This window comes from Amycolatopsis sp. lyj-23, assembly GCF_046549135.1.
In the GTDB taxonomy this organism is placed as follows: domain Bacteria; phylum Actinomycetota; class Actinomycetes; order Mycobacteriales; family Pseudonocardiaceae; genus Amycolatopsis.
Genome location: NZ_JAJPWN010000003.1, coordinates 190,413 through 207,210 on the forward strand (window position 1 = coordinate 190,413; position 16,798 = coordinate 207,210).

Annotated in this window: 13 protein-coding genes; 7 read left to right on the plus strand and 6 right to left on the minus strand. The window is 68.6% G+C overall.

Going from position 1 to position 16,798, the window contains the following annotated elements:
* Positions 1-25: 25 nt before the first annotated feature.
* From ACLJPY_RS06990 to ACLJPY_RS07000, 3 genes are all read right to left on the minus strand, one after another.
* Positions 26-769, minus strand: coding sequence for a 3D domain-containing protein (locus ACLJPY_RS06990; protein WP_410587191.1), 744 nt, complete (start codon positions 767-769; stop codon positions 26-28).
* A gap of 128 nt (positions 770-897) precedes the next feature.
* Positions 898-1,536, minus strand: a complete 639-nt coding sequence (locus ACLJPY_RS06995; RefSeq protein ID WP_410587192.1) for an alpha/beta fold hydrolase — start codon at positions 1,534-1,536, stop codon at positions 898-900.
* Positions 1,537-1,546: 10 nt separating this feature from the next.
* Entirely contained in the window at positions 1,547-2,218 is a 672-nt protein-coding gene (locus ACLJPY_RS07000) for an HNH endonuclease family protein (protein WP_410587193.1), read from the minus strand.
* 178 nt (positions 2,219-2,396) lie between these two features.
* On the opposite strand from ACLJPY_RS07000, the gene ACLJPY_RS07005 reads away from it, so the two are divergent.
* Positions 2,397-3,440 (plus strand): tetratricopeptide repeat protein, encoded by a 1,044-nt coding sequence (locus tag ACLJPY_RS07005; RefSeq protein WP_410587194.1) that lies wholly within the window; start codon positions 2,397-2,399, stop codon positions 3,438-3,440.
* A gap of 59 nt (positions 3,441-3,499) precedes the next feature.
* The gene (locus tag ACLJPY_RS07010) at positions 3,500-3,967 is read left to right on the plus strand and encodes a hydrogenase maturation protease (protein WP_410587195.1); all 468 of its coding nucleotides are present in this window, start codon (positions 3,500-3,502) and stop codon (positions 3,965-3,967) included.
* Here ACLJPY_RS07010 and ACLJPY_RS07015 read toward each other — a convergent pair.
* On the minus strand, positions 3,945-4,850 hold the full coding sequence (locus tag ACLJPY_RS07015) for a LysR family transcriptional regulator (RefSeq protein WP_410587196.1): 906 nt from the start codon (positions 4,848-4,850) through the stop codon (positions 3,945-3,947). The two genes, ACLJPY_RS07010 and ACLJPY_RS07015, sit on opposite strands and share 23 nt — an antisense overlap.
* A gap of 87 nt (positions 4,851-4,937) precedes the next feature.
* On the opposite strand from ACLJPY_RS07015, the gene ACLJPY_RS07020 reads away from it, so the two are divergent.
* The gene (locus ACLJPY_RS07020; RefSeq protein ID WP_410587197.1) at positions 4,938-6,239 is read left to right on the plus strand and encodes an aspartate aminotransferase family protein; all 1,302 of its coding nucleotides are present in this window, start codon (positions 4,938-4,940) and stop codon (positions 6,237-6,239) included.
* 55 nt (positions 6,240-6,294) lie between these two features.
* On the opposite strand, the gene ACLJPY_RS07025 is transcribed toward ACLJPY_RS07020, so the two are convergent.
* Both ACLJPY_RS07025 and ACLJPY_RS07030 read right to left on the minus strand, forming a co-directional pair.
* Positions 6,295-7,647, minus strand: coding sequence for a cellulose binding domain-containing protein (locus ACLJPY_RS07025; RefSeq protein ID WP_410587198.1), 1,353 nt, complete (start codon positions 7,645-7,647; stop codon positions 6,295-6,297).
* Complete coding sequence (locus ACLJPY_RS07030; protein ID WP_410587199.1) at positions 7,644-9,281, minus strand: glycosyl hydrolase family 18 protein; 1,638 nt, start codon at positions 9,279-9,281, stop codon at positions 7,644-7,646. The genes ACLJPY_RS07025 and ACLJPY_RS07030 overlap by 4 nt, the downstream gene beginning before the upstream one ends.
* A gap of 362 nt (positions 9,282-9,643) precedes the next feature.
* Here ACLJPY_RS07030 and ACLJPY_RS07035 point away from each other — a divergent pair, with 362 nt between their 5' ends.
* From ACLJPY_RS07035 to ACLJPY_RS07050, 4 genes are all read left to right on the plus strand, one after another.
* A complete protein-coding gene (locus ACLJPY_RS07035; RefSeq protein ID WP_410587200.1) occupies positions 9,644-10,861 on the plus strand; it encodes a cellulose binding domain-containing protein in 1,218 nt (405 codons plus the stop codon).
* Positions 10,862-11,357: 496 nt separating this feature from the next.
* Positions 11,358-12,062: a helix-turn-helix domain-containing protein gene (locus ACLJPY_RS07040; protein ID WP_410587201.1), complete on the plus strand. Its 705-nt coding sequence runs from the start codon at positions 11,358-11,360 to the stop codon at positions 12,060-12,062.
* A gap of 127 nt (positions 12,063-12,189) precedes the next feature.
* Positions 12,190-13,926, plus strand: a complete 1,737-nt coding sequence (locus tag ACLJPY_RS07045; protein WP_410587202.1) for a hypothetical protein — start codon at positions 12,190-12,192, stop codon at positions 13,924-13,926.
* 320 nt (positions 13,927-14,246) lie between these two features.
* A complete protein-coding gene (locus ACLJPY_RS07050; RefSeq protein ID WP_410587203.1) occupies positions 14,247-16,703 on the plus strand; it encodes a P-loop NTPase fold protein in 2,457 nt (818 codons plus the stop codon).
* Positions 16,704-16,798: the final 95 nt, after the last annotated feature.

The window sequence follows — 16,798 nt, forward strand, 5'->3', positions numbered from 1 at the left end:
CACGGCCTTTCGGCGGCCAGGTGGTCTAGCGGACGGTGAGCGTGAGCCGCTGGATGCCCCAGGCGTCGGCCTGAGCGCCCGGGAGCCAGACGTCGACGATGTCGCCGGAGATCCAGCTCCCGATGTCGGCCGCGTAGCACTCGCCGTAGCCGGGCACGGAAAACCGCGTGCCCCACGGGATGTTCCGGGCGTCGACGGCGCAGAACCCCGGCCCGGCGCTGTACCCGAGAGCCGTTTGGGCGACGTCGTTGTACGACGTGACGCGGTAGTTCAGCGTGGTGCCCGCGGGGATGCGGTAGGCCGCGAGCCGGTTGGCGCCGTCGAGGCGGTACGCGGTCGAGATCTGCCCGAGCGATCCCGGGGAGTTGTCCTCCGCCGTCATCGCGTAGAGCTGGTAGTTCGCGTTCTGGCAGGGCGTGGTGTCGGTGACCGTGAGCGCCGGCTGACCCCAGTCGCTGATCCACTGGAGGGCTTGACCGTTGCGGAAAGCGCGGTAGGCCTTCGCGCCGGCGACCCGGGTGAACGTGAAGGTGACCTTGCCGTCGCTGCCCAGTCCCCCGCTCACCGAGCCGGGGGCGGGCAAGCGGTTGGTCACGTCGACGGCGCCGACGAGCGTGCCGGGCCCGTGCCCGCCGGTGACCGGGCGGTCGGGGATCGGGCCGGAGTAGAAGTGCTGGCAGGCGGGCAAAGCGGCGGCGGAGGCCGCCGGGGCGACGAGGACGCTGCCGGCCGCGAAGGCCGCCAGCGCGAGGACGCGGGCAAGACGCATGGCGGGGGAAACCTCCGTGGTGGGGACCGGGTGGAGGTGACGCGAGCGGGTTCGCCGCTGGACAAAACCGTAAGTGGCCTGGACCACTCAGTCAATAGGTCTAGACCTTTAATCGCCGATCGGCGCAGTCAGAGGTAACCCACCAACCGGTCGGCCAGGGCGGCGGGGTGACTGAGGGGCACGCAGTGCGGGCCGTCGATCTCGTCCGGCTCCAGACCCAGGCGCTCGCGCGCCACCCGCCGCTGGAAGTCCGGGACGAAGAACCGGTCGTCGCGGGCGAGGAGCACCCGGGTCGGGACGTCCGGGTGGGCGGGCAGCGGCCAGGGCTCGTCCCACTCCTTGCTGACCTGCTCGCGCCCGCGGGCCTGGCACTCCTCCGCGAGCGACGCCGGGACGCCGTTGAAGAACTGCTCGGTCTCGCTCAGCCCCTTCGGCGCCGCGAAGCCGGTGTTGCCCCACCACTGCCCCGGCGGCTCCCCCGGCGCCGGGACCATCCCGGCCAGGTACACCAGCTGCCGCGCCCGGACCTTCGCCGCGACCAGCGGCGCGGTGAACCCGCCGTACGAATGGCCGACGACCGCGACGTCCGTGCGGCCGCCTAGCGCGGCCAGCACCGTCTCGGTGAACTCGGCGAGCCCGGCCGCGGGGTCGGTGATCGGCAGGTCGGGCGCGACGGCGTCGTGCCCGCGCGCCTCGAGCTCCGGGATCAGCAGGTGGAAGTCCCAGCCACTGCCGCCACCGCCGTGGATCAGCGCGAAAGTCGTCACGCCGGCCAGCTCAGCAGCGGCGCAGCATGTCGGTCAAGGCGGTTTTCTCGGCCTGCGTGATCGTCAGCCCGTAGTAGTGCTTCACGACGATCCAGTCGGTCGCGTAGGTGCACCAGAACGCCACCAGCGGCGGCTTCCACTGGTCGGGCGCCTTGTCGCTCTTCTGCTGGTTGACGTTGTCGGTCACGGCGAACAGCTGCGGGCGCGTCAGGTCGTTGGCGAACTGCTCGCGCTTCTCGGTCGTCCACGACTTCGCGCCGCTCGCCCACGCCTGGCCGAGCGGGACCATGTGGTCGATGTCGACGTCGGTCGGCTTGGTCCAGGTTTCGTCGTCGTAGACGCTGGTCCACGTCCCGGAGATCGCCTTGCAGTCCTGGTCGGTCTTGACGTCCTTGCCGTCGCGCTTGAGGACGACTTCGCGGGTGTCGCAATTGGACCCTTGACTGTCCCAGTGCGGAAACTTTTCACGGGAATAGCCGTCCATGGACGTCCGCGCGGCGATGGTGAGCTCGCCGAGCTGCTTCTGCGCGTCGGCGGCGCCGACCGGTACCGGTGCACCCGACGTCGGCGGAGCCGCGCCCGCGCCCCGCGTCGCCCAGTACCCGAAGAGGGCGATGGCCAGGATCGCGACTACCAGCAGGGTTCGCTGCGTCACGCTCAGCCGAAAGCGGCGGGCCGCCACGATTTTCTCCTCTCACCTGCGCGGGTGCGCGGCGTAGTGTCACCTCTGCCGACGCGGGACAACCGCGCCGACACGATGACCTGGCGCGAATGTGACCTCGCCCACCCACGGCGGAGCTGTCACACGGAGCCGATCTTCTGCGACTACCGGAGCAGGACCCATCCGGAGGGAGCAGCCGATGCCCGGCCGGCTCAAGAAGTTCGACGAGTTCTTCCAGCGCAAAGCCGCGGAAGGCGGCAACGTCGTCGCCATGGCCCGGATGGGGCTGGCGATGCGCGAGCGCGGAGAGCTGGCCGAGGCCGAATCGTGGTACCGCAAGGCCGCGATGGGCGGCGACCGCGTCTCGATGACGGCGCTCGCCCACCTCCTGGCCGAGCGCGGCGCCCGTGACGAGGCCGACCGCTGGTACCACGAGGCCGCGCTGGCCGGCGAATCGCACGGGATGCAGTACCTGGCCCGGTCCTGCGAACGGCGTGGCAAGCGTGACGAGGCCCGGCACTGGTACGGCGAGGCGGCCCGCACCGGCGACTTGCCTTCGATGGCCGCGCTCGGACGTCTGCTGCGCGAAGACGGGCAGCGCGAAGAGGCCGAGTCGTGGCTGCGCCAGGCCGCCGACGCGGGTTTCACCGCCGCGATGATCGACCTCGGGATCGTGCTGCGCGACCGCGGCCAGGCCGCCGAGGCGGCCCGCTGGTGGCGCTCGGCCGTGCAGGCCGGCGACCTCGCCGCCACCTGCCAGCTGGGCAGGCAGGCCGAACGGCTCGGCAGGCCGGCCGACGCCGAATCGTGGTACCGCCAGGGCGCGCGCGGCGGCCACGTCGAGGCGATCACCCGCCTCGGCCTGCTGCTGCACCGCCGCGGCGATGTCGAAGAGGCCGAGAACTGGTACCTGGAAGCGGCCGAGCACGGCGACCCGGCGGCGATGACGAACCTCGGCGTGCTGGCCCGCAACCGCGGCGACGAGGGCGAGGCGGCGGCCTGGTACCGCAAGGCCGCCGAGCACGGCAGCATCCCCGCGCTCACCAACCTCGGTCACCTCGCCGAGCACCGCGAGGACCTGGCGCAGGCCGAGCAGTGGTTCCGCCGGGCGGCCGAAACGGGCGACGTCCAGGGCATGCTCAGCCTGGCACGCATGCTGCGGGCGCGCGGTGCCGCGCACGAGGCCGATCTGTGGCTGGCCCGCGCGGAAACTGTGCAGGACGAGCGCGAGCACCAGCACTGACCTATTGTGTGATCCAACTCACAGTTCTAGCCTGAGAGCGCACCCCGGGAGGTTGCGCAATGAGGCCACGGGTCCTGGTCGCGAGTATCGGCAACGTCTTCCTGCACGACGACGGCTTCGGTGTCGAAGTGATCCGTGAACTGGACCGCGCGGGCCTGCCGCCGTGGGTGCAGATCGCCGACTACGACATCGCCACGGTCCACCTGGCGTACGACCTGACCGGCGGTTACGACACGACGGTCCTGCTCGACGCCACCCCGCACGGCGCCCCACCGGGCACGCTCTCCCTGACGTCGGCGACGGACACGCACGACCTGCCGCGCGAAGCGGTGGTCCGCCTGCTCCGCCTCCTGGGCGGCGACGCGGGCCGCGTCCTGGTGCTCGGCTGCGAACCGGCCTGCGTGGACGGCGGCATCGGGCTCTCCCCGGCGGTCGGGGCCGCGGTGCCGGCCGCGGTGCGCGTGGTCACCGAACTGGCGTGGGGCGCGAGCCCGGAACTGCCGGTCAGGGAGACGTCCGAAGTCTGACCAGTTCCGGCAGTTCGGGCAGCTGCCGCAGCGCGTCGAGGACGACGTTCACGCCCGCGCGCAGCGGTGTGCCCCGCCGGACCACCGCCGCGATCGTGCGCGTCACCGGCGTGGCCAGCTCCCGGGTCGACACGCGGTAACGCGGGTCCACCGCCAGCCCCGGGAGCAGGGCGATCGACAGGCCGGCCTCGACGTGCTGCAGCGTCATCAGGTAGTTGCTGAAGCGGCACACCACCCGCGGCTCGAAGCCCGATTCGCGGCACAGGCGCAGCGTCAGGTTCGCCATGTACGACTGCGGCATGTCCAGCGCCCAGCGCGCGTCCGCGTAGGCCGAGAGGACCGCCGGGCCGCGGGGCGCGTCCGGCGGCGTCACCAGCACGATCGGGTCCGTCGCCAGCGGGACGATGTCGAGGTCAGGGCCCAGCGGCAGCTCGACGAAGTCGGTCGTGGTGATGATGACGTCGGCGTCGCCGCCGCGCAGGGCCGGGATGCTCTCGTGCGGTTCGAGCTCCAGCAGCTGGACCTCGAGGTGCGGGTGCGCCAGCCGGGTCACCGCCGGGACGGCCAGTGTGTGGATCGCGCTCTGGAACGCGCCCAGCCGGACCAGGCCGGCCGGCTCCTCGCCGAGGCTGCGCAGCTCCGCCTCGACCGTCTCCATGTGGTCGAGGATCACCCGCGCCCGCCGGGCCAGCATCAGCCCGGCGGGCGTGAGCCGGACGCGGCGGCCGGTGCGTTCCAGCAGCTGGGTGCGGGTTTCCGCTTCGAGCACCGCCAGTTGCTGCGACACGCTCGACGCGCTCAGGTTGGCGTCCTGCGCGACCGCGCGGACCGTGCCCAGGGTGTCGAGCCGGCTCAGCAGCCGCAGGCGCCACGGGTTCAGCATCCCGCCATTGTTGTCCGGCAAAACCGAACAGGAAAGCCGGAATTGTGAGATGGACGTGTCGCTCAATGCGGATTTACCGTCGAAGCCATGGCTGACTCCTTCTGGGCCGACGTCGACCGGCACCTCGTGCGGTACGGCGGCGCCTTCACCCGCGAGATCATCGACCACGCCGAAGGCAGTTTCGTCTTCACCCAAGACGGCCGCCGGATCCTCGACTTCACGTCCGGCCAGATGAGCGCGATCCTCGGGCATTCGCACCCGGAGATCGTCGAGACCGTCCGGCGGCAGGTGGGCCGGCTCGACCACCTGTTCAGCGGCATGCTGAGCCGCCCGGTCGTCGACCTGGCCCGGCGGCTGGCCGAGACGCTGCCGGCGCCGCTGGAGAAGGCGCTGCTGCTGACCACGGGGGCCGAGTCCAACGAGGCCGCCGTCCGGATGGCGAAGCTGGTCACGGGCAAGCACGAGATCGTCTCGTTCGCGCGGTCGTGGCACGGGATGACGCAGGCGGCGGCGAGCGCGACCTACAGCGCGGGCCGCCGCGGCTACGGCCCGGCCGCACCGGGCAACTTCGCCATCCCGGCGCCGAACGCGTACCGGCCGGACTTCACCGACGCGGCCGGCGAGCTGGACTGGCGCCGCCAGCTGGACTTTGGCTTCGAGCTGATCGACGCGCAGTCGGTCGGCAGCCTGGCCGCGTTCCTCGCCGAGCCGATCCTCAGCTCCGGCGGGATCATCGAGCCGCCGCCGGGCTACTTCGCCGCGCTGGCCGAGAAGTGCCGCGAACGCGGGATGCTGCTGATCCTCGACGAAGCCCAGACCGGGTTGTGCCGCACGGGAAACTGGTACGCGTTCGAGCGCGACGGCGTCGTCCCGGACATCCTGACGCTGTCGAAGACGCTCGGCGCCGGGCTGCCGCTGGCCGCGGTGCTGACGAGCGCGGAGATCGAGCAGGAGGCGCACGACCGCGGGTTCCTGTTCTTCACGACCCACGTGTCGGACCCGCTCCCGGCGGCGGTGGGCAACACGGTGCTGGACGTCCTGACCCGCGACCGCCTCGACGAGCGGGCGCTGCAGCTCGGCTCGTTGCTGCGCCACGGCCTCGAGCAGATCGCGTACCGGCACGAAGTCGTCGGCGACATCCGCGGCCGCGGCCTGCTGGCCGGGCTGGAGCTGGTGGTGGACCGCGAGACCAAGCGGAGTTCGGACGAACTGGGCGCGCGGGTCACCCAGCGGTGCCTGGAGCTGGGGCTGCACATGAACATCGTGCAGCTGCCCGGGATGGGCGGGGTGTTCCGGATCGCGCCGCCGCTGACGGCGTCGGAAGAAGAGATCTCGCTCGGCGTGTCCATTTTGGACCAGGCCATCGGGGACGCCGTCAAGATGTCATGAGGACGGCCTCCTTGCCCGCCCGGGGAGCGGGCAAGGAGGCCAACTCACGACAGCGTCAGAAGCCCGCCGTCACCTTCGTCAAGTCCCAGTCGTTCTGGGCGATCCCGCTGCACGCCTCCTGCACGCCGCCGCCGGGGCAGCCGCGGTCGCGGTTGACCGACCAGAACGCCAGGCGGGCGATCTTGTTCGACTTGGCCCAGTTGGTGATCTGGGTCCACGTCGACAGGTCGGTCACCTCCTGCTGGTCGGACAGGCCGTTCATGCCGGAGATGCCCAGGTGGGCGTACGCCGTGGCGTCACTCCAGCCGAACGTCGACTTCAGCTTGTCCCGCAGGCCGTTCGCCGCGCTCACCGTGCTGTTGTACATGTTCGCGCCGCCGCCGAAGTCGAACGGCATGATCGTGTACACGTCCACGTTGCTGCCCAGCGCCTTCGACTGCTCGATGAGCCGGTTGCCGAAGGAGTTCGGGCCGGTCGTCGTCGTGCCGAAGGTCAGGATCGTCTGGATCCCGGGGTTGTTCTGCTTGACGATCCGCAGCGCGTTCAGGATGCGGTCCTGCACGGTGGCGTTCTCGAACTCGTCGGTGTTCTCGATGTCGATGTCGATCGCCTTGAGCCCGTACGCGCTGATCACCTGCTGGTAGGCGCCGGCCAGGGCCTCCGGCGTCGAGCAGTTCGGCCCGAGCTTGTTGCCGCTCCAGCCGCCGAACGACGGGATCACCGAGCCACCCGCCGCCTTGATCTGCGCGATCGCGTTCGCGTCCGCGCCGCCCTGCAGCGGACGGCTGCTGTCCCACGCCGGGTTGCAGCCGCCGGAGGCGTTGACGAACGCCATGGTGAACCACTTGATCCCGGTCGCGTTCATCACCGTCTGCGGGTTGGGCGGGCTGCCCCACCCTTCGTACAGGTACGGCGCGCCACGGCCACCCGCCGGGGGCGGCGGGGTGGTGGTGGTCGGCGGGGTCGTCGTCGTAGGCGGCGTCGTGGTCGTGGGGGGTGTACCCCCGGGCGTGCACGCACCCCCGTTCAGCTTGCAGTTCGACGGCGCCGCGTACGCACCGGAGTACGTCACGTTGAAGCCGAAGCTGGCGCTACCGCCGTTGGCGACGTTGCCGTTCCACGTGTTCTTCACCGTGACGTGCTGGCCGGACGCCGTGTAGCTGCCGTCCCAGAGCGAGGAGAGCTTCGCGCCGGAAGGCAGGTCGAACTCGACGGTCCAGGCCGCGAGCGTCGAGCCAGAGCCGTTGGCGATCGTGTACTTGCCCTCGTACCCGGTGCCCCAGTCGGAGCCCTTCGAGAAGGTCGCGGACACGCCGCCCGCCGCGTTCGCCGGGGCGATCACGAACATCGCGCCGATCGTGGCGGCCGCGGCCGCCAGCCCGAGTGCGGGCAACCACCGGCGCCTCACGACAGGCCGTTCTTCATCGCGGTGATGAGCTCACCGTTGGTGGTGTCACCGGTCAGCTCCCAGAAGAAGGCGCCGCCGAGACCCTGCTGCTTGGCGTAGGACATCTTGCCGTTGATGGTCGACGGCGTGTCGTAGCTCCACCAGTTGCTGCCGCACTTGGCGTACGCGGTGCCGGCGATGGTGCCGGTCGACGGGCAGCTGTTCTTGAGGACCTTGTAGTCCTCGATGCCCGCCTCGTACGTGCCGGGCGCGGCGCCGGTCGCGGTGCCACCCGGCGCGTCCTGCGTGACCCCGGTCCAGCCGCGGCCGTAGAAGCCGATGCCCAGCAGCAGCTTGCTCGACGGGACGCCCTTGCTCTTGAGCTTCTGGATCGCGGCGTCGGAGTAGAAGCCCGGCGTCGGGATGCCGTTGTAGCTGGTGAGCGGCGAGTGCGGAGCCGTCGGGCCCTGCGCGGCCCAAGCGCCGAAGTAGTCGTAGGTCATCACGTTGTACCAGTCGACGTACTGCGAAGCGCCGCCGTAGTCGGCGAGGTCGAGCTTGCCGCCGTTGCTGCCGTCCGCCGAGATGGCCGAGGTGATCAGGAACGACGAGCCGAACTTCGACCGCAGCGCGGAGAGGAGGTTCTTGTACGCCGCGGCACCGCTGGTGTCACAGGAGAGGCCGCACGCGTTGGGGTACTCCCAGTCGATGTCGATGCCGTCCCAGATGTCCGCCCAGCGCGGGTCCTTGAGCAGGTTGTAGCAGGACTGCGCGAACGCGGCCGCGTTCTGCGACGCCTGCCCGAAGCCGCCCGAGTAGGTCCAGCCGCCGAACGACCAGATCACCTTGAGGCCCGGGTGCAGCTTCTTCAGCTTGCGCAGCTGGTTGAAGTTGCCCGCGACCGGCTGGTCCCAGGTGTCGGCGACGCCGTCGACGCTGCCCGCGGCGTCGTAGGTCTTCTGGTAGTCGGCGTACGGGTCGTCGTTCGCCGTGCACTGGCCGTTCTTGACGTTGCCGAACGCGTAGTTGATGTGCGTCAGCTTGCTCGCCGAGCCCGACGTCTCGATGTTCTTGACGTGGTAGTTGCGCCCGTAGACGCCCCACTGCACGAAGTAGCCGACGTTCTTGAGACCGCCCGGCGGGGGCGGCGTGGTCGTCGTCGGGGTGGTGGGCGTGGTCGGCGTCGTCGGGTTGGTGGTCGGCTGCGTCGGCGTGGTCGGGGTCGTCGGCGTGGTGGTCGGGGTGCCGCCGCCGGCGTCGCAGGAGCCGCCGTTCAGCTTGCAGTTGGCCGGCGCCGAGTAGGCGCCGGAGTAGCTGACGTTGAACCCGAAGCTGGCGCTGCCGCCGTTGCCGACGTTGCCGTTCCAGGAGTTCTTGACGGTGACGTGCTGGCCGGACGCGGTGTAGCTGCCGTCCCAGACCGAAGCGATCTTCGCGCCGCTCGGCAGGTCGAACTCGACGGTCCAGCTCGGCAGCGTCGAGCCGGAGCCGTTGTTGATCGTGTACTTGCCTTCGTACCCGGTGCCCCAGTCGGACCCCTTGGTGAAGGCGGCGCTGACGCCACCGGCGGCGTTGGCCGGCACGGTGACGAGGCCGACCGCGATCGCGCCGACCGCGGTGAAAAGACCGAGGAGGTGCCATCTCTTTCTGGACATCGCTCTCCCTTGAGCCAGGTGCAGGACGGCGGAAACCGACACCGCCGGCGGGGACCAGGGCGGTGTTTTGCGCCGTTTGCGCAGACGTTACGTGGTCCAGACCAATTAGGGAAGCGTCACCACGGAGCGTGGTTGGCGGGAGGTGATCAGCTCGGGCGTTGGGCAGGCAGTGGTCCAGTCCAGTAACGCAGCGCAGCCGAGCAGTGCCACCTCCGGGACCGAACGGGTCTGCGGCCGACCGGGTGAACCCGGCGCTTTGCCAGACACTTTGCTTGACGGGCGTACCGGCATGAGTCCACAGTCCCATCGGGGAATGGGAGCGCTCCCAGGATGAACTGGCACTCGTCGAAGAGGAGATCATCGTGCGCGCAACTGGTTCCCGTGTCCGGCGAACGACGGCCTTCGTGGCGGCCGTGGCGATGACGACCGCGCCCGCGGTGGCCGGCACGGCGGCGGAGGCCGCCGGCGGCTGCCGGGTCGACTACACGATCGGCTCCCAGTGGCAGGGCGGGTTCGGTGCCGCCGTGTCGGTCACGAACCTCGGCAGCCCGGTGACCGGCTGGCAGGTGGCGTGGACGTTCTCCGGTGACGAGCGGATCACCCAGCTTTGGAACGGCACCCCCAGCCAGTCGGGCGCCCAGGTGTCGGTGACCAACGCTTCGTGGAACGGCGCGATCGCCACGGGCGGGGCGGTCTCCTTCGGTTTCAACGCCACGTCCGGCAGCAGCCCGGCCACGCCGTCGGCCTTCACGCTCAACGGCGTCGCGTGCACCGGGTCGGTGCCGCCCCCACCGGCGGGCGGCGATCCCGCGGTGAACAACAACTTCCCCGTCACGCGGGAGGCCGCCTACGGCGACAACCGGTACACGGTGTTCCGGCCGTCGAACCCGCAGGCGGTGGGTGCGCCGATGCCGGTGCTGGCGTTCGGCAACGGCGCCTGCGCGCACACGGACAACAGCGAGGTCACCCGCGCGTTGACGTTCATCGCGTCGAAGGGCTTCGTCGTGGTGGACACGGGATCGGCGAACGGATCGGCCAACGGCGTGCCGAGCGGCTCCCCCATCCCGTCCCTGCTGACCGGCGCGATCACGTGGGCGGAGCGGGAGCAGAACCGCTCCGGGGCGCCGCTCTCACAACGGCTGGACCTGACGAAGGTCGCCACCGCGGGCCACTCCTGCGGCGGCCTCGAGGCACTGGTCGCCGCGCAGGACAGCCGGGTTTCCGCCGCGGTCTCACTGGACAGCGGCTTCTTCGCCGACGGCTCCTTCGGCTACTCCCGAGCCGAACTCGCCCGGCTGCACGCACCGACGTTGTTCATGGCCGGCGGCCCGTCCGACATCGCCTACGACAACACCCGGGCCAACTACGACCTGGCCACGGTGCCCGCGGTGCTGGCGGTGCACGCTCAGGCCGGACACGTCGGCTTCATCACCGGCAACCAGATCACCGACGGCATGACGACGGTCGTCCAGTTCCTCGACATGGTGCTCAACGGCAACGCCACGGCTCGCGCTTACGTCCTGGACCCGTCCGGGCTCGCGTCGAAGTACCCGTGGACGGTGGCCAAGAAGAACTTCTGAGGGCCGGGAAAGGGCGGAAACAGCAAGGAACCCCCTGTCTCCAGGGGGTTCCTTGTACTGCTGTCTCAACCAGACGTGCGCCCGAAGGGATTCGAACCCCTGACCTTCTGATCCGTAGTCAAACATGATCAGTTCAGGTGGGTTCGAAGTAGCGCGTTTTGGCTGGTCGCGTCCAGGTCAGGGGCCCCGAGTCCAGCCCCGTCCACCACGTCCGTGAGACGTGTGTGAGACGGGGCGGCCGAAAGGGACCCATGAACGACCACGCTCGCCACCCTTCCCCGGGTGCCCAGACGAACATCCAGATCAAGATCATCGAGACCTCAGCACCCTGGCTTTCGCCGTCTCGTCGGGTCCTGCCCACGCCGCAGCCAGGCCGCGCGATGAACCCGTCGGTGATCACGCCACGTAGCCAGCAAGCCGCCGCTCCCGGCCGCGTAGGTCAGCTCAGCAGCCACCGCGAACTAGCGCCAATCCCTGCTTCGGCTGGAGGCGGGCGATGAGCATCGAAGCGATCTCCTGGGCACTCAACGAGGCACCCATCCCCACCGACCGCCGCGACGCCTCGTCGCTGGCGATGGTGCTCGTCGGCCTGGCCAACCACGCCGACCCCGACGGCCGCAACGCCTTCCCGTCGAACGCCACCCTGACCCGCTACACCCGCCTGTCCGAGCGCTCCGTCCGAGGCATCCTCCGCGAACTCGCGGCGCTCAAGCTCATCCAGCCCTCGGACCCCACCATCGTCGCCGCCTACATCAGCCGCCCCGACCGCCGCCCGAACGGCTACGACCTCAACCTGTCACTCACAAATGTGGACAACTCCACCCCACCTGTGGACAACTCGGGAACGGACGTCGACCGCGAGGGGCAGAGTCTGCCGCCCGCTGACCAGCACGGGGGGCACGCAGCGCAAGTCCGAGGGGCAGACAACGCCTCAACGGGGGGCAGAGTCTGCCCCCGAACCGTCCCTGAACCACCCAGGAACCGTCCCGCGCGAGCCCGCGCGCAAGGCGACGGCGGGCCGATGCCGGTGCCGCCGCCCTGCGGTGAGTGCGATGCCCGCCTCGGCGACTCGATCGCCGCCCGCACCGTGCCGGTGCCGGGACGGGACCAGGTTCGCCGATGTCCACGCTGCCACCCTCATGAACTTGCGGCGGCGGCCGAGAACTCCCGCCTGTTCGCCAGCGTGGCAGGAGATCGATGAACGCCCTCGCCACCGCCGGCACGACCCATACCCCGAGCGGAACACGGCACGCCGGTACCGACCGGCCCGCAGGTGCCGCGGCCACGCCGACCTCGCTGCTCCGCACGTTGCCTGAGGGGACTCAGCCGTGATCAAGACCCGCAAGTCGACCGACGTCCACCGGACAGCACTCGACCCTCACCACGTGGTACGGCTCCACGAAATCCCGCTGAAGCAGGACCGGACCCGGTATGCGTGCCAGGTCCTGCACCGACACGACCCGGCCGGCGTATCAACCGCGGCGGTCATGGCGTGGCTCGCCGCCTACGGCTACGGCGAGAACGACCCGCACGGCCAGCGACGCAACCGTGTCTCCCCCGTGGTCGCCGCCTACCGGCGCCAGCACAACCTAGACACGGCCGCCGCTGAAAGGTCGCCCTGGACATTCCCCCTCCCGTCCGTACTCGACGAACACCACGGGTCACGCGTCGTCGTCCCGTTCCCCTCACCCGAGACACCACCGATGCATCCCCCCGGACACCCCTTCACGGCTCCCGTATCCCCTCACGATGCGGCCTCAGCCACCAGAGCGGACGCCGTTCCCGGCCGACCGGTCACCGGGCCGGACGCATCCCAGGCGTGGCTGGACACCACGAGCACCGAGGCGGCGTCGCGTATGGTCGCCGCTGACTGGTCACCGGAAACCGAAGGTCAGCAGGCCCCGGACGCGTCCGGGGCCTGCCCGACACGCCCTGCGGCACCGGCTGCCCCCACCGAGCGGACGCAGCCGGTCACCCCGGCAGCCGACATCCGTGACCGGACGCCGCGAACCGCGAACCCGACATCGGAGGACACCCGTCCGGTGCTCGACCGGACACCGACGCCGGTGAAGCGGATGGTCCGTTTCGGCTGGCAGACCTGGGCCGCCCCGGCACTCGGCTTGGCCGGGTCCGTGCTCGTGCTCGCCGGCGCAGCCGGAGTGATCGCCGACCGGCTACTCGCTCGTCGCCTGCTGCCGCTGGCCGACTGGCGGATCGCGACGGCCGCGGGCATCGCCGGGATACTGGTCATCGCCGTCGCCGGCCTTACCTGGCGCAACGCGCCCCGGCGCCAAGTGACCCTGCAGCCCCTGTCCGTGGAAGCCCGCGTCTTCTACTTCGGATTCGCAGGCGCACTAGCCGCCTCAGCGGACGCCTCGTTCCGCGTGTGGCACGACGTACTCCACGTCCACCTCTGGGAAGCAGCCGCGTTCTTCACCGTCGTCGAAGTGCTGCTACTCGGCTCCGGCCTCGCCATGCGCACGAACATGAAGAAGACCGGCCGCCCGGGCATGTACGGATCGGTCGTGTGGCTGCTCTCCGGCTTCGGCGTCGTCGCTGCCCTGCTCGTCTCGGAATGGCCCGGCAGCCTGTGGCGAGCCCTCGGCGGCCCGGTGGCCTCCGTGCTGGCGCTGCACCTGGCCCTCGGACTCGAACTACGGGCCGCAGGCACCCGCCAACGCTTCAGCCGACTCGGCCAGGCCCTGCGGTCGATCGGTCAACTCATGTTGTCCTACGTCGGCGCGGGCACCGGCGACCAGACCTGGATCGTTATCCGCCGCGAACGAGCCCTCACCCGCGCAGCACGACTCGCCTCCAAACCGAAACTCACCCCCTGGAGCCGATACCGCCTGGCCCGCGCCACACGAGCCTCCGGCGCAGGCCGATCCGACACAGCGACAGCAGACCTGCTCCAAGCACTAGCCGCAGAGCGAGCCACCGACGCATTACTGACCATGCAGACCCTCTCGCCATGGGACGGCGCAACCTGGATCGACGCCCCCGCGACGATCGCCCATCACTCTCACCAGCCGAAACACGCGAAGTCCGACCTCGGTAGATCATGAATGCGACGGGACGCGTCCCGCGCAGGTGACTGTCCACCAGACAACCCGCCGGACGCGTCCCGTCCAGACCGCACATCTGGAATCCAAGCGTGGGTGCCCTACCGGGCGCCAGGCCATCTCGCTCCGCCGAGACGAGTAACAAAGCGCAGCACCTACCCGCGGCAGTCATAACACGCTGACACTGCTGCTTGCCACCACAGCACGATGCACGCTTCCACCGAGCCAAGTCCTAGCCAATACGCGTGCTCTGACCGCTCCGGTGTGACGCCCAGCCGCCAAAGTGCGATGTATAAGGCGTCACGAGGAGTGGAGGATGGCCCATGGTTGGCAAACGGTCCGCGCTGTTGATTTTGGCCCACGAGTTCAAGGCGACGAGCGACGAGGTGTCTAAGCTCGCGGATGTGTTGGCCAATCCGACCATCGGAGGCTACCAGGTTAAAGAGAAGCAACACCCACCCCTCAACGTGGCAACAGAACTTATCGAGCAGTTCTTCCGAAACTCCGACAGTGACGATGTCCTCTTACTCTACTTCACGGGCCACAGTCGAATGAGCAATGACGGAGACCTATACTTAATTCTCGACAACAACACAGGCAACACACCCTCACCTTCGAAGGACTTATCGGCATCCTCAATTGTTAACGCTATGAGAAGCTGTCACGCTCGCGAAGTCGCGATAATACTCGACTCAGATTTCTTTCCGAATCCTCCAGCGACACGGCAGGTAGCACCACTACTTACAGCCCGAGACGATGGGCCAGATGTGTTCATCCTTGCATCATCGCTCCCCGGAGAAAGTTCCGCTGCGGCTATCACCAGAGGCCTACGCACAGGCAAGGCAGATCTCGACGGCGACGGCTTAATTCATCTTGACGAACTGCACAAATACCTCCAGAACGACGTCACGAATCAATATCCGCAAGTACCCCCACACTACGAGTCACTCAGCACTGAGCGATTTCTCTTCTCGCGGGCACCGGCGTGGTCCATCCAAACCCACGGATACGGCGACCGTCCACCCAAGGTGGATCTGCTTCACCGTAGCGCGATGGTCGAGTCGCTGGTCGAGCTCGTGTCGGCGCGCGCCGACAGTGCAGACGGCGACGGCGACGGTCCCACCGTGATCGCACTGGACGGCGCCTGGGGCTCCGGCAAGACTGCGCTTATCGCCTTAACCGCGCAACGCCTGACGGCCACGCGCCGATCGACCGTGCCGGACGACACCGTCAGCCGCCTTACCGTCTGCGAGGCCCTTCGAGCGCTCAACGGACGAGGTGATCCGGTTTGGAATCTCGACATGGTCAAGCAAGCCGACCCCTCCGATGCGCCACCGCCGGTGATCACCGCGAAATTCGAGCCGTGGGCCCACCAAACAAATCAACAGGTGTGGGCAGGCCTCACCAGATCACTGCTCGACTCAGTCGCAAAAAATCTGCTACCGACACGTTCCGCCGTGGCGGAGCGGTACTGGTTCCAGCGCAACGTGGACCGAGTCGACCGCATGCGACTACGCCAATCCCTACACAAAAATGCGATCTCCCCGCTATTGGCAATCGCTTCACTTGCACTGATCGTGCCAATCGTAGCGCAGCTTGCCCGATCGACGGACCAGTACAAACTCGCAGGCTGGATCAATGTAGTCGGCTCCAACCTCGCCGTGTACATAGTACTTGCCGCGTTCTTTGTCGGGATCGGCCACACCTGGTACAGATACAAACGACCGGCAGCACAGTTCTTACCCGCCGATCTGTTCGTCGGACCGATTGTTAGCACGGCGTTCGCGGGAGACTCAGGAACAGGCGACGAGGCGTTGCGCGACCCCTACTACAACGCCCGATCCGGATTCCTGTACTTGGCCCAACACGACGTTTTCAACGTTCTGAAAGACGTCGAGGCCGCCGACCGTACAGTCGTCCTATTCATCGACGACCTCGACCGCTGCTCGCCGAACACAACGGCCGAGGTGTTCGAAGCGATCAACATGTTCGTCAACCGGACATACCCCGTCACCCGGTTCGTCCTGTGCCTGGATACCTCCGCAGTAGCCACCCACCTAGACCACGTCCACTCTGCGCTCAAGGACAAGGCGCTCCATGGTGACGATCCGAGCCCGGGCTGGAGTTTCCTGCGCAAACTCATCCAGCTTCCAATCCCTATCCCGCCTGCCAGCGTTAGCGCGATCGAAGAGACACTCGACGTGCTTCTCGGCCTAACCGTCCAAGCACCACCTCAGGAGAGCACCCCCGAGCAACCAACCGAGCCCCCCGACGCGACAACGCCACGCGATGACACATCGAAATCGCCGCAACCGTCTGAGCCGCAGGGCGAGTCGGAAGTTGGCAGTGTCGCGCGGTTCCTGGAACACGACCTTGGCGTCCGCGAGCGTGTACTGCAACGCTTGCGCGAACAGCCGGAGTCGTCGGTGCGGGAGATGAAGCGGATCCTCACGACTTGGCAGTTCTACGTCCGAGTCTTGATACGAGTTAGGGCCCTGGACACCGCGCAGCTGTCCGAGGACGCGCGGACCCTAGTTGTCTTGGCAGAGATCCTCACGAGGTGGCCAGCAGCGCAGCGCGGGCTGCACCGCCGCGTCGAGGGCAAGCACGGAATCCAGATCCTTGTGGATGCACTGGAGGATGACTGGGAGTGGACACGGGCGCTTCGCCAACTCGACTTGCACTCCAATGCGCACTTAAAGTGCACCGATGGGCTCCGCGACCTGTTGCGTCGCTACGACGGAGACCGACTGGCCGCGTTAGCGGCCGAGCTAACCTGACGACTCGCGGGCGGCTGCTCGGACACGTTAATCGACATCCTTCCCCTAGCAGCCAGGACGTCGAGTTGAACGGATGCCGGGCACCACGATGACAG